Origin of the sequence: Caulobacter sp. BP25 (genome assembly GCF_002737755.1) — a bacterium.
Lineage (GTDB): Bacteria > Pseudomonadota > Alphaproteobacteria > Caulobacterales > Caulobacteraceae > Caulobacter.
Window position 1 is genome coordinate 123,262 of record NZ_PEGH01000004.1, and the last position, 24,515, is coordinate 147,776.

25 protein-coding genes are annotated in these 24,515 nt (G+C 66.6%); 8 read left to right on the top strand and 17 right to left on the bottom strand.

Annotated elements, in window-relative coordinates:
- Positions 1-146 precede the first annotated feature (146 nt).
- Both CSW59_RS01825 and CSW59_RS01830 read right to left on the bottom strand, forming a co-directional pair.
- Complete coding sequence (locus CSW59_RS01825) at positions 147-905, bottom strand: sulfotransferase family 2 domain-containing protein (RefSeq protein ID WP_143754933.1); 759 nt, start codon at positions 903-905, stop codon at positions 147-149.
- A 354-nt stretch (positions 906-1,259) separates the two neighbouring features.
- A complete protein-coding gene (locus CSW59_RS01830) occupies positions 1,260-1,517 on the bottom strand; it encodes a low temperature requirement protein A (RefSeq protein ID WP_099442422.1) in 258 nt (85 codons plus the stop codon).
- 90 nt (positions 1,518-1,607) lie between these two features.
- Here CSW59_RS01830 and pip point away from each other — a divergent pair, with 90 nt between their 5' ends.
- Complete coding sequence (gene pip, locus CSW59_RS01835; protein WP_099442423.1) at positions 1,608-2,597, top strand: prolyl aminopeptidase; 990 nt, start codon at positions 1,608-1,610, stop codon at positions 2,595-2,597.
- Here the strand turns inward: pip and rodA are convergent.
- The 11 genes from rodA to CSW59_RS01885 form a co-directional block, all read right to left on the bottom strand.
- Positions 2,594-3,751, bottom strand: a complete 1,158-nt coding sequence (rodA, locus tag CSW59_RS01840) for a rod shape-determining protein RodA (protein ID WP_099442424.1) — start codon at positions 3,749-3,751, stop codon at positions 2,594-2,596. The two genes, pip and rodA, sit on opposite strands and share 4 nt — an antisense overlap.
- Positions 3,748-5,790, bottom strand: coding sequence for a penicillin-binding protein 2 (mrdA, locus tag CSW59_RS01845; protein WP_236632137.1), 2,043 nt, complete (start codon positions 5,788-5,790; stop codon positions 3,748-3,750). Before mrdA ends, rodA begins: the two co-directional genes overlap by 4 nt.
- A gap of 4 nt (positions 5,791-5,794) precedes the next feature.
- Positions 5,795-6,304, bottom strand: a complete 510-nt coding sequence (locus CSW59_RS01850) for a hypothetical protein (protein WP_099442425.1) — start codon at positions 6,302-6,304, stop codon at positions 5,795-5,797.
- Positions 6,301-7,344 carry a rod shape-determining protein MreC gene (gene mreC / locus CSW59_RS01855; protein ID WP_099442426.1) on the bottom strand — a complete coding sequence of 348 codons (1,044 nt, stop codon included), beginning with the start codon at positions 7,342-7,344 and terminating at the stop codon, positions 6,301-6,303. The genes CSW59_RS01850 and mreC overlap by 4 nt, the downstream gene beginning before the upstream one ends.
- Positions 7,345-7,391: 47 nt before the next feature.
- Positions 7,392-8,435 (bottom strand): rod shape-determining protein, encoded by a 1,044-nt coding sequence (locus CSW59_RS01860; RefSeq protein WP_004623009.1) that lies wholly within the window; start codon positions 8,433-8,435, stop codon positions 7,392-7,394.
- 365 nt (positions 8,436-8,800) lie between these two features.
- Positions 8,801-9,679 carry a multidrug transporter gene (locus CSW59_RS01865; RefSeq protein ID WP_099442427.1) on the bottom strand — a complete coding sequence of 293 codons (879 nt, stop codon included), beginning with the start codon at positions 9,677-9,679 and terminating at the stop codon, positions 8,801-8,803.
- 4 nt (positions 9,680-9,683) lie between these two features.
- Entirely contained in the window at positions 9,684-10,262 is a 579-nt protein-coding gene (locus CSW59_RS01870) for an O-methyltransferase (RefSeq protein WP_099442674.1), read from the bottom strand.
- Positions 10,263-10,407: 145 nt separating this feature from the next.
- Complete coding sequence (locus CSW59_RS01875) at positions 10,408-11,994, bottom strand: 2-isopropylmalate synthase (RefSeq protein ID WP_369825729.1); 1,587 nt, start codon at positions 11,992-11,994, stop codon at positions 10,408-10,410.
- 85 nt (positions 11,995-12,079) lie between these two features.
- Positions 12,080-12,136, bottom strand: coding sequence for a hypothetical protein (locus tag CSW59_RS20870; protein WP_106907293.1), 57 nt, complete (start codon positions 12,134-12,136; stop codon positions 12,080-12,082).
- 210 nt (positions 12,137-12,346) lie between these two features.
- On the bottom strand, positions 12,347-13,069 hold the full coding sequence (locus CSW59_RS01880) for a TVP38/TMEM64 family protein (protein ID WP_099442428.1): 723 nt from the start codon (positions 13,067-13,069) through the stop codon (positions 12,347-12,349).
- 128 nt (positions 13,070-13,197) lie between these two features.
- Entirely contained in the window at positions 13,198-13,782 is a 585-nt protein-coding gene (locus tag CSW59_RS01885) for a carbohydrate binding domain-containing protein (RefSeq protein WP_099442429.1), read from the bottom strand.
- A 263-nt stretch (positions 13,783-14,045) separates the two neighbouring features.
- Here CSW59_RS01885 and CSW59_RS01890 point away from each other — a divergent pair, with 263 nt between their 5' ends.
- Positions 14,046-15,248 carry a pyridoxal phosphate-dependent aminotransferase gene (locus CSW59_RS01890; RefSeq protein ID WP_099442430.1) on the top strand — a complete coding sequence of 401 codons (1,203 nt, stop codon included), beginning with the start codon at positions 14,046-14,048 and terminating at the stop codon, positions 15,246-15,248.
- A 127-nt stretch (positions 15,249-15,375) separates the two neighbouring features.
- Here CSW59_RS01890 and CSW59_RS01900 read toward each other — a convergent pair whose 3' ends face one another.
- Positions 15,376-16,011, bottom strand: coding sequence for a glutathione S-transferase family protein (locus CSW59_RS01900; RefSeq protein WP_099442431.1), 636 nt, complete (start codon positions 16,009-16,011; stop codon positions 15,376-15,378).
- A 156-nt stretch (positions 16,012-16,167) separates the two neighbouring features.
- Between CSW59_RS01900 and CSW59_RS01905 the strand changes: the two genes are divergently transcribed.
- Together CSW59_RS01905 and CSW59_RS01910 are read left to right on the top strand one after the other, a co-directional pair.
- The gene (locus CSW59_RS01905; protein ID WP_099442432.1) at positions 16,168-16,752 is read left to right on the top strand and encodes a glutathione S-transferase family protein; all 585 of its coding nucleotides are present in this window, start codon (positions 16,168-16,170) and stop codon (positions 16,750-16,752) included.
- Positions 16,753-16,838: 86 nt separating this feature from the next.
- The gene (locus CSW59_RS01910) at positions 16,839-17,015 is read left to right on the top strand and encodes a DUF4169 family protein (RefSeq protein WP_099442433.1); all 177 of its coding nucleotides are present in this window, start codon (positions 16,839-16,841) and stop codon (positions 17,013-17,015) included.
- Here CSW59_RS01910 and CSW59_RS01915 read toward each other — a convergent pair whose 3' ends face one another.
- Positions 17,016-17,966, bottom strand: coding sequence for a hypothetical protein (locus CSW59_RS01915; protein ID WP_099442434.1), 951 nt, complete (start codon positions 17,964-17,966; stop codon positions 17,016-17,018).
- A gap of 228 nt (positions 17,967-18,194) precedes the next feature.
- Here CSW59_RS01915 and CSW59_RS01920 point away from each other — a divergent pair, with 228 nt between their 5' ends.
- Both CSW59_RS01920 and CSW59_RS01925 read left to right on the top strand, forming a co-directional pair.
- Positions 18,195-18,413, top strand: a complete 219-nt coding sequence (locus CSW59_RS01920) for a ribbon-helix-helix domain-containing protein (protein WP_099442435.1) — start codon at positions 18,195-18,197, stop codon at positions 18,411-18,413.
- Positions 18,414-18,762: 349 nt separating this feature from the next.
- Positions 18,763-21,180 (top strand): ATP-dependent helicase, encoded by a 2,418-nt coding sequence (locus tag CSW59_RS01925; RefSeq protein ID WP_099442436.1) that lies wholly within the window; start codon positions 18,763-18,765, stop codon positions 21,178-21,180.
- Positions 21,181-21,190: 10 nt separating this feature from the next.
- Here the strand turns inward: CSW59_RS01925 and CSW59_RS01930 are convergent, their stop codons facing one another.
- Positions 21,191-22,411 (bottom strand): low temperature requirement protein A, encoded by a 1,221-nt coding sequence (locus tag CSW59_RS01930; RefSeq protein WP_099442437.1) that lies wholly within the window; start codon positions 22,409-22,411, stop codon positions 21,191-21,193.
- An 81-nt stretch (positions 22,412-22,492) separates the two neighbouring features.
- Between CSW59_RS01930 and CSW59_RS01935 the strand changes: the two genes are divergently transcribed.
- Together CSW59_RS01935 and CSW59_RS01940 are read left to right on the top strand one after the other, a co-directional pair.
- A complete protein-coding gene (locus CSW59_RS01935; protein ID WP_099442438.1) occupies positions 22,493-22,966 on the top strand; it encodes a hypothetical protein in 474 nt (157 codons plus the stop codon).
- Positions 22,967-23,011: 45 nt separating this feature from the next.
- Positions 23,012-23,878, top strand: a complete 867-nt coding sequence (locus CSW59_RS01940) for a 50S ribosomal protein L11 methyltransferase (protein ID WP_099442439.1) — start codon at positions 23,012-23,014, stop codon at positions 23,876-23,878.
- A gap of 10 nt (positions 23,879-23,888) precedes the next feature.
- Here CSW59_RS01940 and CSW59_RS01945 read toward each other — a convergent pair whose 3' ends face one another.
- Positions 23,889-24,425 carry a carbonic anhydrase gene (locus CSW59_RS01945; RefSeq protein ID WP_099442440.1) on the bottom strand — a complete coding sequence of 179 codons (537 nt, stop codon included), beginning with the start codon at positions 24,423-24,425 and terminating at the stop codon, positions 23,889-23,891.
- Positions 24,426-24,515 lie beyond the last annotated feature (90 nt).

The window sequence follows — 24,515 nt, forward strand, 5'->3', positions numbered from 1 at the left end:
CCTTTCCGATCTGATTGGATCAATCAGATCGGATAAAAAGGGCTCTAATTCAAAAGCTTAGAGCATTTTTCGATCCGATAACCGTTTCACACTTATCGGAAAATGCTCTAGGGAAGCGGCGCCCCTCGCTCACATACGTCTGTCACTCAGCCTTGAAGGGGCGCCGCCTCCGTTACGCCCGCCGTTATGCACGGCGCTGCCGTTTCGATCCGGCGACTGTAGCCCTTGAACAAGGCGACATCGCTGGCATAGACCCGGCGGATACGCTGAATTTGCTGCGGCGTAACATGGGTCACGGGCCTGGATCGCCGATTCATTGACGGGACCGGTCGGCCGCTGCTGAACTGGCTGGCGAGCTCGCCGACCTGCTCGAACCGCACAAGGCGGCGAACACGGATCGCACCCGCAGCGTCGGCCAGATACCAGGTTTGAGGGCGGAAGATGTGATCGACATGGTAGAGCGATGCGGCGCGCTCGACATGGTCCAATGCGTCTTCAACCGAGCGAAACGCCTTGTAGATATCGTAAAATGGCGCGGAGACGCGGTTATCCGCACTGCCGCCCGCGCGCGCATAGTCGTATGCCGAAAGAAACCTATCAACAGGATCTCGAACGACCGCGATGCTGTCCAAGTCGCGAAGTAAATCGGGTGCAACTCGCGCGTAGTAGCGCACCGAAGCATGCTTCACTTGGCAGCCATAGAGCATCTCGGAAATCGACATGCCCGCGTTCTTGGGCACGTGGACGAAGAGCACGCCTGCTTTCCGGATTCTCTCAAGGCGATCCTGGCGCCTGGCGTTCAGGATCGGCCGCGCGCCGATATCACACAGTCTTTCGGTAATATCGCTAACGAGCCTTAAGCCAAACAGCCGCGCCAGGCCCGCATTCAATCCGGTGCTACCCAATATTCATCAGTCCATCGCTTCAACTCCATGGACCTTTGCCGGCGCAGATTGCCTGCGTATTCCCCGAGCGAAACCTGCGGAAACATACTGTTTCAGACGAACGCTCCGAGCGATCAGAGGTCGCAAATTCTGAACTGTATACTGGAGGCGGCAAGGCTTTGCCTGAGGTGCGCCAGCGCGCGGTGTGGGATTATTCGCGGCGTAGTGGCGATCAGCCGGGCCGCCGCCGTATCGCCGGTTGCCCCGCGCCACACGACTGCACACGTTCAGGTCGCTATGTGCGCTTCCAGACGCCGGCGACCAATACTGTCGGGTCCTTGAGCCTATCCGAAAAGCTGGAAGCTGGCTTCGCGCCTAGCTGGCGTTCAGCAGCGCCTCGGCGCGGCGGCGCATGGCCGCCGCCAGTTGCAGCATGGCCAGGGCGGTGACCTCGTCGCGCTCAGCCGCGCGGATGGAATAGACATTGGCCATGGCGAACAGGGCTTCGACGCGATCGACGCCCTCGGCGCCAAACATCTGGCCGATTTGACGGTCAAGCTCCGCCAACTGCCGAGGGTTAAGCATCTCGAGCAGTTCTTCGTCGGTGTAGTCTTCAGGGGCCGGCTGAATCATACGCGCACAATACAGAACTCGACGAAACGTCGCGACCCCGGCGCATTCCTCCGTTCACAGGCGAACGAAAACCACGTTAGGGTTAGCGCCATGGATCGTAACGCTTCCGCCGCCGCCATGAGCTCAGTCGGCCGTCGCGGCCTCTATCGTGAGGTCGAGCCGTTCTCGTTCGGCTGGATGCCGACGGGCGGTCCGCACGAAATCTACTACGAGGAATGCGGCAATCCGCGCGGCAAGCCCTGCGTGATCCTGCACGGCGGTCCAGGCGGCGCGGTCAATCCGACCATGCGGCGGTTCTTCGATCCATCCAAGTGGCGCATGACCCTGTTCGACCAGCGTGGCTGCGGCCGCTCGCGCCCGAACGCCAGCTTGGACGACAACACCACCTGGAGCCTGATCGCCGACATCGAGCGCCTGCGCGAGCATCTGGGAATCGAGAAGTGGACCGTGTTCGGAGGCTCGTGGGGCTCGACCCTGGCGCTGGCCTACGCCATCATCCACCCCGACCGCGTCGACGGCCTGGTTCTGCGCGGCATCTTCCTGTTGACCGACAAGGAACTGCGCTGGTTCTACCAGGACGGGGCCTCGATGCTGTTCCCCGACGCCTGGGAGCGGTTCCTGGCCCCCATCCCGGCCGAGGAGCGCGGCGACCTAATGGCGGCCTATCACCGCCGGCTCACCTCTCCCGACCGCCGCGTGCAGGCCCAGGCCGCCGCCGCCTGGAGCCAGTGGGAGGGTGACACGATCTCGCTGCGAGGGCCGGAGGCCCGTCCCCCGAAGTTCAATGAAGAGGACTTCGCGATCGCCTTCGCGCGGATCGAGTGCCACTTCTTCACCCACAAGGGGTTCTTCGACGAGGACGGCTGGATCCTGAAGAACATCGACAAGATCCGGCATATCCCCGGCTGGATCGTGCAAGGCCGCTTCGACGTGGTCACGCCGCTGGACAGCGCCTGGTCGCTGCACAAGGCCTGGCCCGAAGCGCGCTTCGACATCATCTGGGACGCTGGCCATGCCTCCACCGAGCCGGGCGTCATCGACGGCCTGGTGCGGGCAACGGACGCGGCGCTGGCGGTCTAGACCAGCGAGCCCTTGCCGCTGGTCACCTCGGTGTAACGGTGCACACGCACGGCTTGGACCAGGCCGAACCCGATCATCACCGTGCCCATGACGGTGCCGCCATAGGACAGCATCGGCATCGGCACGCCCACGACCGGGGCCATGCCCATGACCATCGCCCCGTTGATCAGAACATACATCGAGAAGGTGGCCGTCACACCCCCGGCGGCCAGGCGCCCGAAGTGGCTGTGGCTGATCGAAGCGATGCGCAGCGCCATGAAGATCACCGCGCCATACAGGAACAGCACCCCGAAGCACCCGACGAAGCCGAACTCCTCGGCCAGGGTGGCGAAGATGAAGTCGGTCTGCTTCTCGGGCAGGAAGTTCAGCTGGCTCTGGGAACCAAGCCCAAAGCCCTTGCCCAGAAGACCGCCCGAGCCCAGGGCGATCTTGGACTGCAGGATGTGGTAGCCGGTGCCCGACGGATCCTGCTCGGGATTGAGGAAGGTCAGCACGCGGTTGCGCTGATAGTCGTGCAGCACGAACATCACGAAGGGCGGGATGGCCACCAGCACCGCCCCGGCGCCCGCCAGGATGATGCGCCAGGACAGCCCCGCCAGCACCATGATCGCAAAGCCCGGCGCGGCGATCAGGATGGCGGTGCCCAGGTCGGGTTGGTGCGCGACCAGAAGCACCGGCGCGATGATCATGAAGGCGGGAATCAAAAGCCGCCAGGACAGCCGCGCGCTATCGGCCGAGAGGCCGTGATAGTATCGCGCCAGCGCCAGGACGACGCCGATCTTCATGATCTCGGACGGCTGGAACCGCAGCGGCCCGATGCTGAGCCAGCGTTGCGCGCCCAGCGACACATCCCCCACCAGCTCGACCGCCACCAGCAGCAGCAGCCCGACGGCGTACAGCGGATAGGCGATGGCGAACCAGACCCGCAGGTCGATCATCGCCAGGATGATCATCATCACGAAGTAGATGCCAAAGCGCAGCAGATGCTTGTCGGCCCACGGCTCCCAAGACGCGCCCGCGATCGAGAACAGCATCAGGCTGCCGATCCCGGCGATCATCGCCAGCACCAGGCAGAAGGTCCAGTCGACCTCCATGAACTTGATGATCGGCCGGTCGCGCTCGCCGGGCCGGGTGAGGCCGCCGCTCAAGGTCATCGGGGAGCTCCTTGCGGACCAGCGGTGGGAGACGCCGAAACGCCGTCCGGCCCCGCCGCCACGGGCGCCGGTCCTGCGACCGGGTCCGCCGGCGCCGCGCCTTCCATCACCGCCTCGGGCGCGGCTTCGGGCAGCGGCGCTGGCCGCTCGATACGGGCCCGGATCTCGGGATCCTTCAGCAGGGCCACGCGCATCACCTCGCGGGCGCGGGGCGCGCCGGCGGTCGCGCCGCCCAGGCCGCCATGTTCGATGATGACCGAAACCGCGTAGCGTGGATCGTCAAAGGGCGCGAAGGCCACGAACAGGTTGTGGTCCTTCAGGCGCCAGCGCACGTCCTTGCTGTCGCGCGAAACACCCTTGTCGTAGCTGCGCACCTGCGCGGTGCCCGTCTTGCCGGCCATCTGCACGTCGCCAAGGCCTAGCTGGCTCTGCCGATAGGCGGTGCCGCGCACGTCATTGGCCACGGCCGCCATGCCGCCGCGCACATAGTCGAGATGCTCTTGCGAGAACGGCAGGTCCGGCACCTCGGCGCCGCTGGGCTGTTCGACACCGCCCACCGACTTGATCAGGCGCGGCGTCAGGGCCTTCTTGCCGTTGGCCAGGCGCGCGGTCATTACCGCCAACTGCAAGGCGTTGACGGTCAGAGCCCCCTGCCCGATGCCGTAGCTGGGAGTCTCGCCGGGAAACCAAATCTGGTTGGCGGGATTCTTCTTGAAGGCCCGCTTCTTCCACTCGCGGTCGGGCACGAGCCCTTTTTTCTGACCAGGAATACCGATGTCGAACAGCTGACCAAAGCCCATCGCGCGCGCCGCTTTGGCGATGGCGTCCGGGCCGATCTTCAGCGACGTCTGGTAGAAATAGATGTCGCAGGAATTCTTGATGGCGTCGTGCAGGTTCTGCGGCCCGTGGCCGCCCTTCTCCCAGCACCGCCAGACGCGACCGCCATAGTACCAGCTGCCGGGACAGTTGATCCGGATCTCCGGATCAATGCCGGCCGCCAGAGCCGCCAAGCCCACCGTCGGCTTGAAGGTCGAGCCGGGCGGGAACAGGCCGGTCATCGACTTGTCCAGCAGCGGCTTGCGCTCGTACTCGGCCAGCGCCTTGTATTCGGGGCCAGACAGCCCCTTCACGAAGCGATTGGCGTCGAAACTAGGCGCGGAGACCATCGTCAGGAGGTCGCCGTTCCGGATGTCCATCACGACGATGGCGCCGCTCTCGTCGCCCATCACCTCCAGCGCGCGGTTCTGGATATCGGCGTCGAGGGTTAGGCGGATCGCCTTGCCCGGCGTGGCCGGGATGTCGCCCTCCGGATCCAGCCGCACGACGCGCCCCTGGGCGTCGACCTCGGTCTTGGTCGCGCCGGCGCGGCCGCGCAGCGGCTGATCGAAGGCCTTCTCGACCCCCTGCTTGCCGATCCGGAAGCCGGGATGGTGCAGCAACTCCTGGTCCTGGGTCGCATCGCCCTCGGCGGCCTTCAGATCGCGATCCGAGACCTTGGCGACATAACCGATCACGTGGGCGAAGGCGCCGCCGAATGGATAGACCCGCACCTCGCCCATGTCGGCGGTGACGTTGGGCAGTTCGGGCGCGCGGATATTGACGCGGGAGAACTCCTCCCACGACAGGTCTTCCATCACCACCACCGGCGCGCGGCGGGGCGCGCGGTCCAGCTCCCGAAGCACCCGCGCGCGGCGCGAGCCGTCAATCGGGACCAGCTTGGACAGGTCGTCCAGCACGGCCTCGGCGTTCAGGTCCTTGTCCTTGTTGATCATCAGCCGGAAGTTCGGCCGGTTCGAGGCTAGGGAGACGCCATTGCGGTCTAGGATCAGGCCGCGCGGCGGCGGCACCAGGCGGTAGTTGAACTGGTTGCCGGCCGAGAGCTTCTGGTAGCGTTGGGCCTCGACCAGCTGCAGCTGCGCTAGGCGGCCGCCCAGGGCCAGCAAGCCCGCGCCCGTCAGGCCGCCCAGCAGGAAGGCGCGCCGATGGAAAACACCCTGGCGCTCGTTGACCTCGGAAAAGAAGATTGAGGGTTCGCTCATGACCTCACCGGAAACGCACGTCGGCGTCCTCGAAATGGTCGATCAGGCGATAGGCGAACGGGAACAGCAGCGCCGTGGCCAGGAACTGCCAGAACACGGCCAGCAGGCTCGGGATGGCCACGCTGTCGAGCATGGTGAAGATGTAGCCCGCCGCCATGCTGAGCGCGGTGATCGCCGCGAACCAGCCCCACAGGATCGGCTGGCTCTGGCCCGTCATCATGTTGCGAAACAGCAGAACGACCGCATAGCCCAGCAGCAACGACAGGCCCCAGAGGCCCGTCGGCCCGCCCCAGAACATGTCCAGGAACAGGCCCAGAAGCAGGATCGCGAACGGGGCCAGGATCGAGGGTCGGATCAAGGCCCAGGCGAAGGCCGGAACCATGGCGAAGACCGGCTCGGGTAGCTGCAGGCCCCAGAGGCGGATCGGCGCCGAGAACAGAACGGTGACCCCGACGCAGACCAGCATCGGCACGCCCAGCCACACCGTCGGGTTCAGAGAGCGCGCGCCGCTCATCGCGGGGGTTCCGTCGCCGCGACAGGCCGGGCCGAAGCCGGCGCCGTCGTCGCGGCAGCAGGGGGCTTGGGCGCGGGCGACGGCGTTGTCGTGGGCGCCGAAGGCGGCGGCGTCGGGGTCGACAGGATCGAGGCCTGCGGGTCCTCGGTCGTCACCGGCGGCAGGCTGTGGGTCTCCAGCTGCTTCTGGTCGGCGAGCTGAGCGAAGTCCTTGAACAGCAGGATGCGGACATAGTCGATCGACGCCTGGTCGGCGAACAGCACCACGCGCCAGCGACCGTCCAGACCCTTGACCGCAGCGCCCACCGGCAGGCCGCGCGGCACGACGCCGCCGTCGCCGGAGGTCACCACCCGGTCGCCCTGCTGGATCGGATCAACACCGCGCAGATAGTCGAGCTTCGGATTGGGTCCGCCATCGCCGGTCAGGATGGCGCGAGCGTTGGTGCGGTCGATCATCACCGGCGTGCGCGAGGCGATGTCGGTCAGCAGCAGCACGCGGCTGGCGCCGTTGGCGACGCCGACCACACGACCGACCAGGCCCCGTTCGTTGAGAACGGGATTGCCGACCTCGACGCCTCGCTCCGAACCCGCATCGGCCAGACGCGTGTTGGCGAACGGCCCGCGGCTGTCGCTGACAACGCGCGCGGCGGTCATCGGGATCGGCGGATCGGTGCGCAGGCCCAGCAGCGAGCGGAAGCGATCGTTCTGGTCCTGCAGCGCCAGGGCGCGATCGCGCCACTGGCGCATCTCGGCCATCTCGGCCTTCAGGCGACGGTTCTCCGAGGCCGTGAAGAAGTAGCTGCGCACATAATCGACGCCAAGGCCCGTCCAGCGGCCCGGCGCGGCGATGGCCCCGCTGACCGGCTTGGCCACGGTGTCCATCGTCTGGCGGGTCACGCCGTAGGCCTGCTCCTGGAGGGTCTCGCGCCGGTCCGCCAGCAGGAAAGCCACGGCGATAACGGCCGCCACCACCAGGGCCACGGCGGCCGTCCAGGTAAGCGGCACTTTCAGGTCGCCGAGGGGACCTTCGCGAAAGGGCACGAACTGTTCTCCTGGCGCCCCCCGGCGCCTCTAGAGGAGCTTTAAGACTAGGCCAGAGTCGATTCCAGGACGCCCTTCATCCACTTCGGATGCTCCAGCACCTTGCCGCAGCCCAGGGCGACGCACGACAGGGGGTCGTCGGCCACGGTGACCGGCAGGCCGGTGTGGTCGCGGATCTCGGCGTCCAGGCCGCGCAGCAGCGCGCCACCGCCCGTCAGCATGATGCCCTTGTCGGCGATGTCGCTGGCCAGCTCCGGCGGCGTGGCTTCCAGGGCGACCTTCACGGCCTCGACGATCTGCCCGACCGGTTCGGCCAGGGCGTCGGCGGCCTGCTTTTCGCTGATGCGCACTTCGCGCGGCACGCCCTGCATCAGGTCGCGCCCCTTGACGTCGATCGACAGCCCCTCGCCGTCGGCCGGCGCGCGGGCGGTGCCGATTTCCTTCTTGATGCGCTCGGCGGTGGTCTCGCCGATCAGCAGGTTATGGTGGCGACGCATATAGCTGATGATCGCCTCGTCCATCTTGTCGCCGCCGACGCGGACCGAGCGCGAATAGACGATGCCCGACAGCGACAGCACAGCCACCTCGGTGGTGCCGCCGCCAATGTCGACGACCATGGAGCCGGTCGGCTCGTGGATCGGCAGGCCGGCGCCGATCGCGGCGGCCATCGGCTCGTCGATCAGGCCCACGCGACGCGCCGAGGCGTTCAGGCAGCTGTCGTTGATGGCGCGGCGTTCCACGGCGGTGGCGCCCGACGGCACGCACACGATCACCTTGGGGTTCACGAAGCCCTTGCGGTTGTGAACCTTGCGGATGAAGTACTTGATCATCTCCTCGGCGACTTCGAAGTCGGCGATCACGCCGTCGCGCATCGGGCGAATGGCTTCCATGTGCCCCGGCGTGCGGCCCAGCATCTGCTTGGCCTCAATGCCCACGGCGTGGACGATCTTGCGGCCGCCGACATTGCGCAGCGCCACCACCGACGGCTCGTTCAGAACGATCCCCTTGCCCTTCATGTAGATGAGGGTGTTGGCCGTGCCGAGGTCGATGGCGATGTCGTTCGAGATCACGCCGAAGAGGGAAGAGAACATTGAAGGCCCTGACTGAGGGGTAGGAGGGGCTTAAGGGACGGGCAGGTCGAGATAGGCGGGGCAGATCGGAGAAGCGGAACCCATTCCGTCCGGACATCCGGCAGAAGAGGCGACGAAGGGAAACGGCTCCTACTTCAAATCAATGCGAGGACAACATGATTCCCGCAACTAGGGGACTTCGACCGGGTCGGCGCGCGTAAACGTCAGACGGAAGCGCCGCCCCCTGGCCGCGCCATCGTCTTGATCGCCAAAACGCTTCGACGCCAGCCCGTTTGCCCTGCGAAAGCGTTGATTTCAAGGTCTATTCAGCGCCTGTTTCAAGGCTTTTCCGGTTAAGTCGTCCGATCACCGGATCGTGGCGAAATCTAGCCCAGAGCCGCCATCACGACACCGACGGCCGTCACCACCCCACCGACGATTTGCGCCGTCGTCAGACGCTCCTTGAACAGACGACGTCCGGCGATCGCGGCGATCGGCATTTCGACCACCCCGACCGCCCTCACCGGCCCAACCGGCGACAGCGCCATGGCCGTGAACCACAGCCCCGAAGCGGCGGCGCCGCAGAAGCCCGCGCCCAGTGACTGGCGCCAGGCGGCGATCACCGCTCTCAAGGCGCCCGGATCGCGCCAGGCCAGATAGCCCGTCAGGCCTACGGTCTGGATCGCCTGCACCACCATCACGGTCACCAAGGCCGATGCGGCCGGATGGGCTGGTTCGAAAGCCAGACTCGCCTGCCGAAAGCAATTGGCGCTGAGCGCGAACACCGCCCCAGAGCCCAGGCCGGCCAAGGCCGCGCCCTTGCGCATCACCACCTCGCCGCGTGGCCAGGTCAGGGCGGCCAGGCCGATGCTGGCGATCAGGCCGCCGGCCCAGGTGACAGCGCCCACATGGTCGCCGAAGAACAACGCGCCCCAGACCAGGGCGAACGGCAGGCCGCTCTGCTGCATGGCCGTGCCCAGGGCGAAGGTCGAGCGCTGCATGGCGGTCAACAGCGCCGCCGTGGCCGCGATCTGCAAGCCCGCTCCAGCGAAACAGGCCAGCCAGAAGACCAGGGTCGGATGGGCGGCGGCGCCCGGCGTCAGCAGCCACCCCACGGCGGCGAATGCCGTGGCGAATGGCAGTCCGAACAGGAACCGCACCAGGGTCGCCCCCCAGGGGCCCGCCCCGCCCATGATCGAGCGCTGCGCGGCGTTGCGCGCCACCTGCAGGGCGGCGGCGGCGACGGTGATGGGGATCCAGATCATGTCGTCAACGCACCGCCGCTAAAACTAAGCCAGACGCCCAAGCCAGCTGGGTCACGACGAGATCGGCGCGGCTCTCTAGGCGGGCGACGAGGTCGTCGACGTTAGCCTGATGCCCCTCCGGCCAATTGAGCTGAGGCGTCATGTCGTCGATCACGTACAGCCCTCCCCGCTTGAGCAACGCCAAGGTCTCATCCAGCCCCTCGTACTTGCCCGGCCAGGCGTCGGCGAAAATCATGTCGAATGAACTCGCCTGTTGGCTACGCACGTAGTCCAGGCCATCGCCTAGCACGAAGCACACGCGGTCATCCTGCAAGAGGTCCCGCGCGACGCCTTGAACGACGGGGTCCACATCCAGGCTGACCAGACGCGCGGCGCCATCCATTCCGCTCAGAAGCCAGGCCGTGGCCAGGCCCGTGCCCGTTCCTAGCTCCAGAAACAGCCCGCCGGGCTTGGAAGCGGCCAGAAGTCGGAGCATCGCGCCGGTGTTCGCCTCCGACGGCATGTCGAAGCCCAGCGCCACGGTCCGCGCCTGGATATCCGCCCAGGCGGCCGGCGCTGCGGCCGTGTTGTCGCCAAAGGTCATGGCGGCCCTCTTCATGGGTGCAGGCATGCGCCATCGACCGGCTTTCCGCTGGAAGCCGGGCGCACGCGAACCCGCCTTACCGGCAGGTTCAAGCGATGGGGTGGCGGTGAAGGCGGCGTTCCGACGAAGCCGGAACGCCTAAGCCTTAGAACCCGCTGGCGATCGCCGCCTCGGGCCGGCTCTTCTCCTTGCGGGCGAAGAGGTTGTTGAGGGCGTTGACGTACGCCTTGGCCGAAGCCGTCAGGGTGTCGGTGTCGGCGGCCGCGCCGGTGGCGATGCGGCCATCCTCTTCCAGACGCACCGAGACCTGAGCCTGGGCGTCCGTGCCTTCGGTCACCGCGTGCACCTGGAAGAGGCGCAGGGCGGCGCTGTGCGGCACGATCTTGTGGATGGCGTTGAACACCGCGTCGACGGGACCGTCGCCGGTCGCCTCGGCCGTGCTGGAGACGCCGTCGACGTCCAGGGTCAGCTCGGCCGACTGGCCGTCGGTGCCGGCGACCACGCGCAGACGCGAGACGCGGATCTTTTCCGAACCGCGCGCCAGGGCGTCGTCGACCAGGGCGATGATGTCGTCGTCGTAAACGTGCTTCTTGCGGTCGGCCAGGTCCTTGAAGCGACCGAAGGCTTCCTTCAGCGCGTTCTCGCCCAGCTCGTAGCCCAGGTCCTTCAGCTTGGCGCGGAAGGCGTGGCTGCCCGAGTGCTTGCCCATGACCAGGCTCGACGGGGCTTGGCCCACCGATTCCGGCGTCATGATCTCGTAGGTCTCGCGGTTCTTGAGCATGCCGTCCTGGTGGATGCCGCTCTCGTGCGCGAAGGCGTTCTTGCCGACGATGGCCTTGTTGTACTGCACCGGGAAGCCGGTGATGGCCGAGACGTAGCGGCTGGCGCGGGTGATGTGGGTGGTGTCGATGCCGGTGCGGTAAGGCAGGCGGTCGCCGCGCACCTTCAGGGCCATGACGATCTCTTCCAGCGCGGCGTTGCCGGCGCGCTCGCCCAGGCCGTTGATCGCGCACTCGACCTGACGGGCCCCGCCCTGCACGCCGGCCAGGCTGTTGGCCACGGCCAGGCCCAGATCGTTGTGGCAGTGGGTCGAGAAGATCACCTTGTCGGCGCCCTCGACATTGTTGACCATCCAGTTGAACAGGTCGGCATATTCCGACGGATAGGTGTAGCCGACGGTGTCAGGCAGGTTGATCGTCGTGGCGCCGGCCTTGATGGCGGTCTCGACCGCGCGGCGCAGGAACTGGCGGTCGCTGCGGGTGGCGTCCTCGGCCGACCACTCGATATCGTCGCGCAGGTTGCGGGCGTGGGCCACCGAGCGGGCGATCACGTCGATGACGGCGTCCGGCTCCATCTGCAGCTTGTGCTTCATGTGCAGGTCGGACGTGGCGATGACCACGTGGATCCGGCCGCGCTGTGTGGGCTTCAGGGCCTCGGCGCAGCGGTCGATGTCGACCTGGTGGGCGCGGCACAGGCCGGCGATGGTCGAGTTCTTGACGATCTTGGCCACTTCGCGGACGGCTTCGAAGTCGCCGTTCGAGGCGATCGGGAAGCCGGCCTCGATGATATCGACCCCCATCTCCTCGAGGATCTTGGCCAGTTCCAGCTTCTCTTCCAGCGACATCGAAGCGCCGGGCGACTGCTCGCCGTCGCGCATGGTGGTGTCGAAAATGACGACGTTGTCGCGCTTGTCGGCGGCGCTGGCGGATACGCCAGAAATATCGGGGGTCATGGGAGTACTCGTCGAATGGGGTGTGTGGCGTGCGGGCTGCGGGTCAAATGTCCCCTGTGCGCCCGGCCACGACGATGCGCGGCCCCTAGAGCGCCCAGGGGCTGGTAAGCCGAAGCGAAAGCAGGTCGCGCGCGACAGTCATGAGCGACTTTCTACACAGACACCTTGAATCGAGCAAGCAATTTGCGCCCCGGGCGCAATCCGTCGCACACAGAGCAATATCCTTGCGCGACGCCGAGCGACAGAGAACGGATATCTCGCCAGGATGCAAAGCCGAGCCAAGCCCGCACGCCATAACGCCCTCGCCCGCACGGTTCTTGCCAAATCCCAGTACAGCGGTCGGAGAAGCGCCCTACTCCGGCGCGCCGTCCTCGGCCGCCTCGCGTTTCTTCAGCCAAGCGCGGCTGACGAGACCCATGCCCAGCCAGATGACGATGGCCAGCACGATCATGACGATGTGCTGCTTGCCGCCGCCCCTCATCGCCTGGACGATCGAATTGCCGGCGAAGGCGGTTAGGGCGATCTTCGGCACGATGCCGATGGCCGTGCCGGCCGTGAAGTCGCGCAGGCGCATGGGAGTCACCCCGGCGGCCATGTTGACGACGATGAACGGCGCCGAGGGCACCAGGCGCACGATCAGGCTGGCCATGAAGCCGTTCTTGCCGATCATCCGCATGAACTTGTTCACGCCCTCGGTGGCGAACTCGCGCAGGATCTTCGCGCCATAGGCCCGCCCCAGCCAGAACCCCACCAGCGACGAGACCAGGGTCCCGATCCAGCTGTAGGCGAAGCCGGTCCAGGGCCCGAACGCCACCACCGCCGCGGCGATCAGCACGAACTGCGGCACGCCCAGGAAGGCCATGACCGCGAAGGCCGCCACCGCCGCCGGCAAGGCCCAGGGCCCCGTGGCCGCGCCCAGCCAGTGCTCGACCGCCGCCTCGCCGTTCACGCCCAAAAGCTGCGCGCCGAACAGGAAGACGACCCCGACGCCGCCAAACAGCACGAACGAGACCCCCACCATGCGCCAGGCGCGGGCGTCCATATTGGTCACGAAGTCGATGAAGCGGCGGATCACGCGCCCTGCCTCGCTCATGCGCGACGCTGGGTCAAGCCGCGTCAGGACGATCCGCGCACCGGCTCGCCCAGCGATCGCGGATCACCCGGAGAGCTTCGCCTCGCCCCCGATCGGACGGCGTCGCCGTCCTACTGGGCCAGCTTGCTCAGGTCGTAGTCGGGCCCAAAGTCGAGGACGAAAACAGGCCCCAGCTGCACGGTCTGCTTGGCCGATCCCAAGTGCAGGGCGACAGCGCTCGCGCCAGCCGGAATGTCGATGCTGGCCCGACCGGGCACGGTGTACATCTTCCAGTCCCCGGCGACCTTCACCGGTCCCTGCATCGCGGCGTCGTAAGGCGAGGCCGCTTGCTGAACGCGCACCGCCGAGATCGTCGCCTCGGCGGGACCGCCGTCCACGCTCTCGGCCTTGGCCCAGAAGGCGACCAGCATCACGTCGCCCTTGGTGATCTTGCCGCTCAGGCTCTGTTGCGCCCCAACGCTCCAGGGCTTGTCGCCACCAGCCAGCACCTCGACCTTCATCGCGCCGCCCCCGGCGATCGCCTTGTCCTTGACCGGCGTCGTCTTCTGATTGGCGCCGTGGACGTGCCAGTTGGCGGAAGGCTTGTTGATCGCCTTCTGCAGAATATCGCCATCGCCAGACTGGCGCGCCATCGCCGGCGCGCCGAGCGACAGAGCCATCGCCGCCATGGCGGCGCACAGGACTCGCTTGTTCATGGGCGCTCCCCTTCCCTCGCCGAGCGATTCCTCGGCCTTGCGTTTCCCCTAAGGCGGCGGTCGTCTTCGCGCCCTCGCCTCACCTGGTACCGCTATCTTGAGATCCGAAGGCAGGCAAGAAGCCGCGCGAGCGCAAGCGCCATAAAAAGGGTTGGGAAACAGGTCCGCCCGCGTTGCGCCGGGACGTTCGGGGGCGTAAAGACCGCCGCAATCCTGATCCGGCCCGCCTGAAGGGCCATGCAAGCACAGGGGAGTCCTGCAAGATGTCGCTTGAGTCCGCCGCACTGCGGCGTATCGCACCGTCGGCCACCATCGCCATCAGCGCCAAGGCGCGCGCGCTGAAAGCCGCCGGTCGTGACGTGATCGCCCTCTCGGCGGGCGAACCGGACTTCGACACGCCGGACAATATCAAGAACGCCGCGATCGAGGCGATCAAGGCCGGCAAGACCAAGTATACCGACCCGGACGGCATGCCCGAACTGAAGGTCGCCATCTGCGCCAAGTTCAAGCGCGAGAACGGCCTGGAGTATAAGCCCAGCCAGGTCCACGTCGCCCCGGGCGGCAAGCCCGTGATCTATAACGCCCTGGTCGCCACCCTGAACCCCGGCGACGAGGTGATCATCCCCGCGCCGTACTGGGTGTCGTATCCCGACATGACCCTGCTGGCCGGCGGTACGCCCATCTCGGTCGAGACCACCGCCGAGAGCGGCTTCAAGATCACGCCGGCGGCCCTGGAAGCGGCGATCACGCCCAAGACCAAGTGGCTGATCATCAACAGCCCCTCGAACCCGTCGGGCGGCGCCTATACGCGCGCCGAGCTGCAGGCGATCGCGGACGTGCTGCTGCGCCATCCGCAGGTCTGGGTGCTGACCGACGACATGTACGAGCACCTGGTGTTCGACGACTTCGAGTTCACCACCATCGCCCAGGTCGAGCCCAAGCTCTATGACCGCACCCTGACGATGAACGGCGTCTCCAAGGGCTATTCGATGACCGGCTGGCGCATCGGCTACGCCGCCGGTCCCGAGCCGCTGATCAAGGCCATGGGCAAGATGATCAGCCAGACGACCTCGAACCCCTGCTCGATCTCGCAGTGGGCCGCGCTTGAGGCGCTGAACGGCACGCAGGACTTCATCAAGCCGAACGCCAAGCTGTTTCAGGAGCGCCGCGATCTGGTGGTGTCGATGCTGAACCAGGCCACCGGCCTGCACTGCCCGACCCCGGAAGGCGCGTTCTATGTCTATCCCTCGTGCGCCGGCCTGATCGGTAAGACCGCGCCCTCGGGCAAGGTCATCGCGAGTGACGAAGACTTCGCCACCGAACTGCTGGAGTCCGAAGGCGTGGCCGTCGTGCACGGCGCGGCGTTCGGTCTCTCGCCGTTCTTCCGCATCAGCTACGCCACCAGCAACGAAGTCCTGGAAGACGCCTGCTCGCGCATCCAGCGCTTCTGCGCGGCGGTGAAGTAAGACTCAAATCCTCCCCCAGCGGGGGAGGTGTCGGCTCGAAGAGACGACGGAGGGGGAAGAAGCCGGATAGCCCGAACTTCCCCCTCCTGCCTTCGGCCGCCTCCCCCTTGGGGGGAGGATTTAACGCCTACCCATCAATCCAGTCGGTCAGGCCCTCGCGAGCATGGACCTCGCGCAGCGCCGGGCGCTGGCGGATGCGATCGAGGTAGCGCTTGAGGTTCGGCCATTCGGTCGCGGGCTTGGGCATGTTGCGCGACCAGCGACACAAGATCGTGGCCAACAGGTCGACGCTCGTAAAGCGGTCACCGACGATGTAGTCGCGATCGGCGAGATGCGCGTCCAGCCGCGCCAGACCGGCCTCTATCCGCGCCCGGGCGGCGGCCTGCACCGCATCTTGAGCTTCGCCGCCGGCTGGCTCGTGCGAATAGAACCAGGCGCGGAAATGCGGTTGGAAGCTGTTGGCCAGCCAGAAGCTCCAGCTCAGATATTCCGCCCGCTCGAGCGAACCAACGGGAGGCGCGAAGCCCGCCTCGGGATGCCGTTCCGCCAGCAGGGTCGCCAGAGCGGCCATCTGCGTCAGCGGCTTGCTATCGACGATCAGGGTCGGGACCACCCCGTCCGGATTGAGCGCCAGATACTCGGGCGTCTTGTGCTCGCCCTTTTCGAAATCCAGCAGCTTCAGATCGAACGGGACGCCGAGCTCCAGCAGCATCCAATGGATGGCCGTGCCGGCCGTGCTGGGCGAACCATAGAGTGTGTACATTTTCGGACCTCCGCGCTGTCGCGACGGATAGGCGGGTGCTTCTGGCGAACCGTCAATATGAGTGGTCATGCTGCCACATACGGGACCGAAGACGGCGACCCTAATGTCCGGAGCCAAGGCACGCTCCGATACTCTAAACAGACGGATGAAGCCGCCATGCTGACCCTCTTCCACGCGCCGCGCTCACGCTCGACCCGTTTCATATGGTTGCTGGAGGAGCTCGGCGCGCCGTGCGAAATCCGTAAGGTCGACGTCTATCGCGCCGTCAGCAACACCGGCGCGCGCGACCCGGCCAATCCGCATCCGCACGGTCAGGTTCCCGCGCTGACGGACGACGGCGTGCTGATCACCGAGTCCGCGGCGATCGCCCTCTACCTGACGGACAAGTTCCCCGCTGCGGGCCTGGGTCCGACGGTCGGTGATCCTTTGCGCGGCCCTTACCTCTCCTGGCTGGCCTACTACGCCGGCGTTCTGGAGCCAGCCGTCACCAACCTCTGGAAGCAGAGGCAGGATGACCAGGACAAGGCGCAGTATCAGACGATGGACGAACGGTTGCGCGCCACGCTGGAGGCCTCGCCCTGGCTGTTGGGCGAGCGCTTCTCGGCCGCCGACATCCTGTTCGTCAGCCTGCTGCAGTTCGCGCGCCAGATGCTGCCGCCGCACAAGGCCTATGACGAATGGCTGGCGCGCGCCAACGCTCGCCCTGCCCTCGCCCGGGCCCTGGCCAAGGACGACGCCTAAGGCGAGGCGCGTCCTGGACTTGCATCCCGCGCGTGTTCGTCCGATGACCTTCAAAGCGCGAGAAGCTCACAGGTCCGGATACCGCCATGGCCGACGTCGTCAATCTGAACCAAGCCCGCAAGGCCAAGGCCAAGGCTGACGACAAGGCCCGCGCCGCCGAGAACCGCGTCCGCTTTGGCCGCACCAAGGCGGAGAAGTCGCAAGAGGCCGCTCGCGCCGAGAAGCTGCGGCGCGAGCTGGACGGCGCCAAGCGCGAGGACTGATCAGCCGACGTGTCGGTTGATGGCCACGGCGCGCGGATAGGTGGCCAGGAACCGCTCGGCCACGAAGTGCAGGATCACGTCGGGCTGCTCCCGGTCGATCAGCTCGCCGATCACGTCGCCTTCGTGCCAAACATAGACTGAGCGCGAAAAATGCTGCGCCAGCAGGTCGATACTCAGCGTGGCGGTCGAGTCTCGGAACACCAGAGCCTTGGGCAGGCTTGGGTCCTCATGCTCCATGATCACCGTCTCGCGCCCGCCGCCGCCGGGGATATAGCCCTCTGGCGTCTCGACGCGCCGGGTTCGCTTTCGCGCCTCGGGCAGCGTGTGGGACATCAACACCTCCAGCATGTTGCCGACACGGCCGAGCGATGCGTCGATCTCGAAGTCATCCTTCGCGGCCTCCGGGAGCTGGATGAAGATGTCCCCTTCCATCCCGGCCACGAAGTGCTGCAGTTGGCCAAAGGCTATGGGATCACCCACGGGCGCGCCGCCAGCCTTCAGCGCCAGGATCGCTTCGCGGTAAAGGTGATAGGCGCCCAGGAAATTGACGTGGGTGTCGCCGCGGAAGAACAGCAGCCCAAAGCGTTTGAGCTGTTCGAAGCGATCCGCCAGATAAAGGATACGCCCCGACGCGGCGCTAGCCATCACGGTCGCCGGCCGCTCGTCGTTGGCCGCGATATCCGCCAAGCCGCTCGGCAGCCACTCGCTGTAGACAACGCTTTTCTCGGGACAGATGACCATCTGATAGTGCCGATCGCCCAAGAGGGTCATTCTATCGGCCAGCAACGCTTCGACAGTCTCCCGCTCCTCGGGGCTCCAGCGCTTGAGGCCGAACTGCCAGCTCAGGAAATCATTGGTGTCGTTGATCAGGAACACCCAGCCCCCCGGCGCGGCCAGGCCTTTGGCGCCATCCTGAAAGGCTTTCAGGGATCGAAGGATACCCGCAGCCACCGGCTCTATCGCGGCTGGCTCTATCGCGGCTGGCTGCCGTCGACGGCTAAATTGAAATAGCATCGCGCGCGAACTCCACAGGCGCAAAACGCTAGACGCTGGCCAGTGCGAGATCAACGCACAATAGAGCCTCCCCCAATGGCCAACCAACGGAGGAACCGTGAGAATCTTCTCGCCCTGACGGGGGCCGTAATGGCATGGGCCAGATGCAGAAGGATCTGAGCGCGCATGGCAGGATTGAAGAAGCGATCCGTGAACTTGGCTGGTCACGCCACGTCTCTCGCGCTCGAGCCGGAATTCTGGGCCGTTCTAGACAGCGCGGCCGCGATGCATGGCTCTAGCCTGGCGGCGCTGATACAGAGGATCGACACCGAACGAGGCGATCGCCCGCTGGCCTCAGCTTGCCGCGTCTTCGCCCTTTCCCACGTCGCGAGCGACGGGACCTAGCCTGGCTGAACGGCCGGACGGCCGGACGGCGCTGCGTCGGAACCGCCGGCGGTTTGGGAACATCCTTTAGGGCCGACCATCGTGGCAAGGGCGGCGGCCAATCGGCTCCGCTTCCGACGATGACACCCAAGCGCCAGGCGCCAAACACCAGCGCGGCCAGCAGCGCCAGCACCAGCAGGGCCGCCCACGGGGTCTGGCCGTGGTGGGTCCGGTCGCGTTCGCTTCTGGTGGGCATGGCGATCTCCCCGTTACCGGACGCTTCAACGGATCAACGGCGCCAAAGCCACCCCGGTTCCGCTTCCTGCGGTTGGGGGTTAAGCCGGGCGCTGCGTGTGCTACATATGTTCCCATGCACCCCGACGCCGATTCATTCGATTTCCCGGGAGACTTTCCGGGCGATCATCCCGCTCCGCGTATTTCCGACCTGGCCCGGGCGAGACCTCCGGCTGGCATGGCGCCCGCCTATCTGGACGGCTTGAACCCCGAGCAGCGCGAGGCGGTCGAGACCACCGAGGGCCCCCTGCTCGTTCTGGCCGGCGCCGGCACCGGCAAGACCCGCGTGCTGACCACGCGCCTGGCGCACATCCTGGCCACCGGCCGCGCCAAGCCGTGGGAGCTGCTGGCCGTCACCTTCACCAACAAGGCCGCGCGCGAGATGCGCGAGCGGATCACCCACATCATCGGCCCGGAGGCCGAGGGTCTGCGGTGGCTGGGCACCTTCCACTCGGTGGCCGCCCAGATCCTGCGCCGCCACGCCGAGCTGATCGGGCTGAAGTCCAACTACACGATCATCGACACCGACGATAACGAGCGGCTGCTCAAGCAGCTGATCGAGGCCGAGAACATCGACGCCAAGCGGTGGACGCCCCGTATCCTGTCGCAGATCATCGACGGCTGGAAAAACCGCGGCTGGACGCCCGACCGCGTCCCGACCAGCGAGGCCGGCGAGTTCGCGGGCGGCAAGGGCATAACCCTCTATCGCCAGTATCAGGAGCGCCTGCGCATCCTGAACGCCTGCGACTTCGGCGACCTCTTGCTGCACAATATCAGCCTGTTCACCGGCCATCCCGACGTGCTGGACGAGTTCCAGCGCCGCTTCAAATACGTGATGGTCGACGAGTATCAGGACACCAACGTCGCCCAGTATCTGTGGCTGCGCCTGCTGGCCCAAGGCCGCCAGAATGTCTGCTGCGTCGGCGATGACGACCAGTCGATCTATGGCTGGCGCGGGGCCGAGGTCGACAACATCCTGCGCTTCGAACGCGATTTCCCGGGCGCGAAGGTCGTGCGCCTGGAATGCAACTACCGCTCGACCGAGCACATTCTGGCGGCCGCCTCGGGCTTGATCACCGCCAACAAGGGGCGCCTGGGCAAGACCCTGTGGACCCCGTCCAAGGGCGGCGAGAAGGTCAAGGTGTCAGGCGTCTGGGACGGCGAGGCTGAAAGCCGCCTGATCGCCGACGAGATCGAGCGCGCCAAGAAGGCCGGCCGCAAGTACAGCCAGATGGCCATCCTGGTCCGCGCCAGCTTCCAGATGCGCGCCTTCGAAGAGCGCTTCGTGCTGCTGCAGATCCCCTACAAGGTGGTCGGCGGCCCGCGCTTCTTCGAGCGCGCCGAGATCCGCGACGCCCACGCCTATCTGCGGCTGATCCAGTCGCCGGACGATGATTTGGCCTTCGAGCGGATCGTCAACACGCCCAAGCGCGGCATCGGCGACACCTCGGTGCAGAAGCTGCTGCAGATCGCCCGCCTGGGCGGGATCTCGACCGTCGAGGCCGCGCGGCAGATCATCGCCAGCGACGAGCTTCCGGCCCGCACCCGCACGGCGCTCAGCAACTTCATCCGCGACCTGGACCGCTGGCGCTCGCTGGTCGGGACGGTGCATCACCAGCGCCTGCTGGAGACCGTGCTGGAGGAGAGCGGCTATACCGACGCCCTGCGCCTGGACAAGGGTCCGACCAGCCAGACGCGACTGGAGAACCTGAAGGAACTCGTTCAGTCGATGGGCTCGTTCGACACGCTGGAGGCCTATCTGGAGCACGTGTCGCTGGTGATGGACCTGGATCGCGAGGCGACCGGCGACGCGGTCTGGATCATGACCCTGCACTCGGCCAAGGGCCTGGAGTTCCCGCTGGTCTTCCTGCCCGGCTGGGAGGAAGGCGTCTTCCCCAGCCAGCGCAGCATGGACGACAAGGGCGAAAAGGGCCTCGAGGAAGAGCGCCGCCTGGCCTATGTCGGCATCACCCGCGCCCGCGAGGAGGCTCGCATCAGCTTCGTGGCCAACCGGCAGGTCTATGGCCGCTGGACCAGCCAGCTGCCCAGCCGCTTCGTCGACGAGCTGCCGATCGCCCACGTCGATGCGGCGTCCGAGACCGGCTATTACGGCGGCGGTCCGGGCATGCAGTCAACGGCCGCCTCGCGCTGGGACGACCCGGGGACGTCGGCCTTCCAGGCTGGTAGCTACGACAGCCCCGGCTGGAAACGGGCGCAGGAGCGGACCTCTGGCTTTGGCGAGCGTGGCGGATCGTGGCGCGGCGCCCAAGGCGTTCGGTCGGGCTCGTCCGCCCGCTCGGCCCCGATCGAGGGCGAAGGCCGGCTGGTCGCCGTTTCGGCCCCGACCAACAGCGCCTATTCGCGCGGCGACCGCGTGTTCCACGTCAAATTCGGCTACGGCAAGGTCACCGGCGTCGAGGGCAACAAGCTGACCGTCGCCTTCGACAAGGCCGGCGACAAGAAGGTCATCGACAGCTTCGTCGAGAAGGCCTGATCAGCCGTTCTTAGGCTTCAGCCTCGGCCTTGAGCCCCGGCTTGATCCCGTCGTACTCGGGCGGGTCCTCGGACGGATGCGGCGTCAGGCTCTCCCACGCGCCGACAGCCACCAGGACCAGCGTCGACAAGATGGAAAGCATCAGCGGGCTCAGGCTCAGCGCCATGGGGACCAGGGCCGCCAGCGCAAGAAGGCCCGTGATCCGCGCCCGCGACCAGCGACGGAAGACGGCCAGCTTGAACAGCAGCGTGCCCAGCAGGAACAAGAACGGCCCGCCGATCACCGCCGCCGCGATCTTGACGTCAGCGTGGCCCAGGGGATGGTGGATCACCCACTCGTCCCCGACCGCCGCCACGATGATCCCCGCCACCGGCAGGATGTGGACGTAGGTATAGGCGACGCGGGCGATCGCGCCGGGATCCTTCGACTCCTCGATGGCGCGGCTGGCGGCTTCGGCGGTCGACGAGAAGTAGATCCACCACATCGCCAAGCTGCACGCGAAGGCGCTGGCGAACGCGGCCATCACCGGCGCGTCCCACGGCATGCCCACCACGGTGTTGCCGCTGACGATGATCGACTCGCCCAGGGCGATGATCGTGAACAGGGCGCAGCGCTCGGCCATGTGGCCGCCCTCGACCTTCCATTCCGAGCTCTTGGTGCGGCCTAGCCCGGGCGTCCAGAAGCCCACGGCCGGCGAGAGGTATTCGATCCCCAGCGCCAGAGCCCAGATCGCAAGGCGCGCCTCGCCCTGGACGAAGGCCCCCGCGATCCAGAACACCGCCGCGAACGCCAGCCAGGCCAGGATGCGCGCGAAATTGGCGCGATGCTGCGGCGCGCGCCAGGCGCTCCACAGGAAGAAGGCGGTTCGCCCGACCTGGATGATCACGTGCCCGGCGGCGAAGGCCAGACCCCGCTCGCCGAACGCGTCGGGAATGGCGGCGGCCAGCACCAGAGCCGCGGCCATCATCACGAACAGCATCAGCCTGACCGGTGAGCGCTCGGGATCCAGCCAGTTCGTCGCCCAAGCCGTGTAGATCCAAGACCACCACACCGCCAGCAGCAGCACCGTGGCGTGGATCAGGCCCGGCCCGTCAGGGTGACGCAGCACCGCGTGCGAGATCTGGGTGACCGCGAACACGAACACCAGATCGAAGAACAGCTCGGCATAGGTCACGCGGGCATGTTCGGCGTCCTTGCGCTCACGGAGCAGCGGCGTCTTGGTCGTAGCCATGTCTTGGTTGACCACAGTCAAGGCGACGAGACCAGTCCCGCAGCCGCGCGAACCAATAGCCGTTTCGCGCGCTCTAGCGACATGGAACGCCTGGACCAGATCCTCGACCGCCTGAAGGCCTTCGCCCTTACCCGCCCGGTGGCCTATGGAGCCCCCGCTTGCGCGGTCGCCGGCGCACTGGCGGGCCTGGCGCTGAGAACGGGGCCGCTGGATGGTCCCTATGTGCCCGAGATGGAGCGAGTGGAGCGCCTGGCCATGGCCGAGGCCGAGCCGATCGCCTGGCCGTCGGGCAAGGTTCCGGACTATGTGATCGGCGCTGACGCCCTGAAGGCCGCCCGCACGCCACCGCCGGCGATCCAGTACGTGGAGTACGAGCCTCCGCCCGCTCCGGACATTCCACCTTATATCCCCGCCGAACATGGCCCCGCCACGCCGCCGCCCTCACCGGACGAGATGCGATGGGCCTCGGCGCGGGGCGACATTCTGGATGTGTCCTTGCCCGAGGACGGCGCGCGCGCGGCGCCCCCGACGATCCTCGCCGGCATCACACAGTAGCGCTCAAGGCTCGCTTTTCGCCGTCTTTGCCGCTAACGGAGCGGCATGACCGACTATACGCCCCAGCAGATCGTCGCCCGCGGCGCGCGCGCCGACGCCGAGACCGCCGCCGACGCCATCGACAACCATCCCGGCCTGGAAGGCGCGACCTACTCGATCCTGGAAGAGGACGAGGACAAGAACGTCTGGCGCATCGACGCCTTCCCCACCACGGAGGAAGAAGACGAAAGCCTTATGGCCCTGCTGGCCGACTACGACCTGAAGGTCACGCGCGACACCCTGGCCGACGCTGACTGGCTGGCCATGGCGCTGTCGGGTCTGCCGCCAGTGCGCGCCGGCCGCTTCTTCGTCTACGGCATGCACGATCGTGGCCGCCTGCCGGCCAGCACCGTCAACCTGCGCATCGAGGCTGGCGCGGCCTTCGGCACCGGCCACCATGGCACCACCGTCGGCTGCCTGCAGGCCTATGACCGCCTGATCAAGGCGCGGAAGTTCAACAAGGTGCTCGACGTCGGGGCTGGCACGGGCCTCTTGGCCATCGCCGCCGCCCGCACGGGCGCGAAGCTCGCCGTCGGCACCGATATCGACAAGCCGTCCGTGCGCATCGCCAAGGAAAACGCCGAGGTCAATCGGGCGAACGCTCGATTCGTCCACGCCTCGGGCCTGTCGAACATGCTGGTCGCCGAGAATGCGCCCTACGATCTGGTCTTCGCCAACATCCTGGCCCGCCCGCTGATCAGCCTGGCTCAGGACATCAAGCGCGCCCTCGTTCCTGGCGGCACGGTCATCCTGTCAGGCCTGCTGCGCACCCAGGAGCGGATGGTCAAGGCCGCCTACCTGTCGCGCGGCTTCAAGGTCGTGACTCGCATCCACCGCGACGCCTGGGCGACGCTGGTGTTGCAGCGGCCGTAAGGACGCCGGGTCAGGCGATATCTTGCACCCGGCCGTCCAGCGACATCAGGCCAAGCTCGACCTCGAGGTGCTCGTGGCGGCGCTTGATTTCGGCGCGTAGGGTCTGAAGTTCCTTGGTGTGGGTCGCCAGCTCCTTCTCGGGCGTGTCGACCGACTCCGGTCCGAGGATCACCTTGTAGGCCCCGCAGTCGCGGTGATCGATCACCATGACCTTGTGGATAGCGTGCAGGGTGATGGCGACCTCCAGGTGGCTCCAGAAGGTCGGGGCCCAGCTGGGAAATTTGTCGTTCAGAGCGCCCAGCGAAGCGCCGGCCAGGATGACGTGATCGTATTTGTCGCGCAGCCCTCGCCCATCCATGTAGGTGACGGTGTCGTCGACCAGGCGATAGTCCATGCAGGTCAGCAGCAGCATATCTGTGTGACCGCGCGCTCGGGCGACGCTAGGCGCGAAGGTGGACAGCAGGCTGACGCCGCCGCCTAGAGCGATCAGGCCGAACGCCTCTCGGCGCGACAATCCGTTGATCCGGTGGGAACAGCAGTCTTTCATGGCGATCGCTCCGCGAGAGAATTTCGGCACGCTTCCACCTTTCCGCGAACATGACCATGCGACGTCACGACGCATCAAACCGAGCTTTCG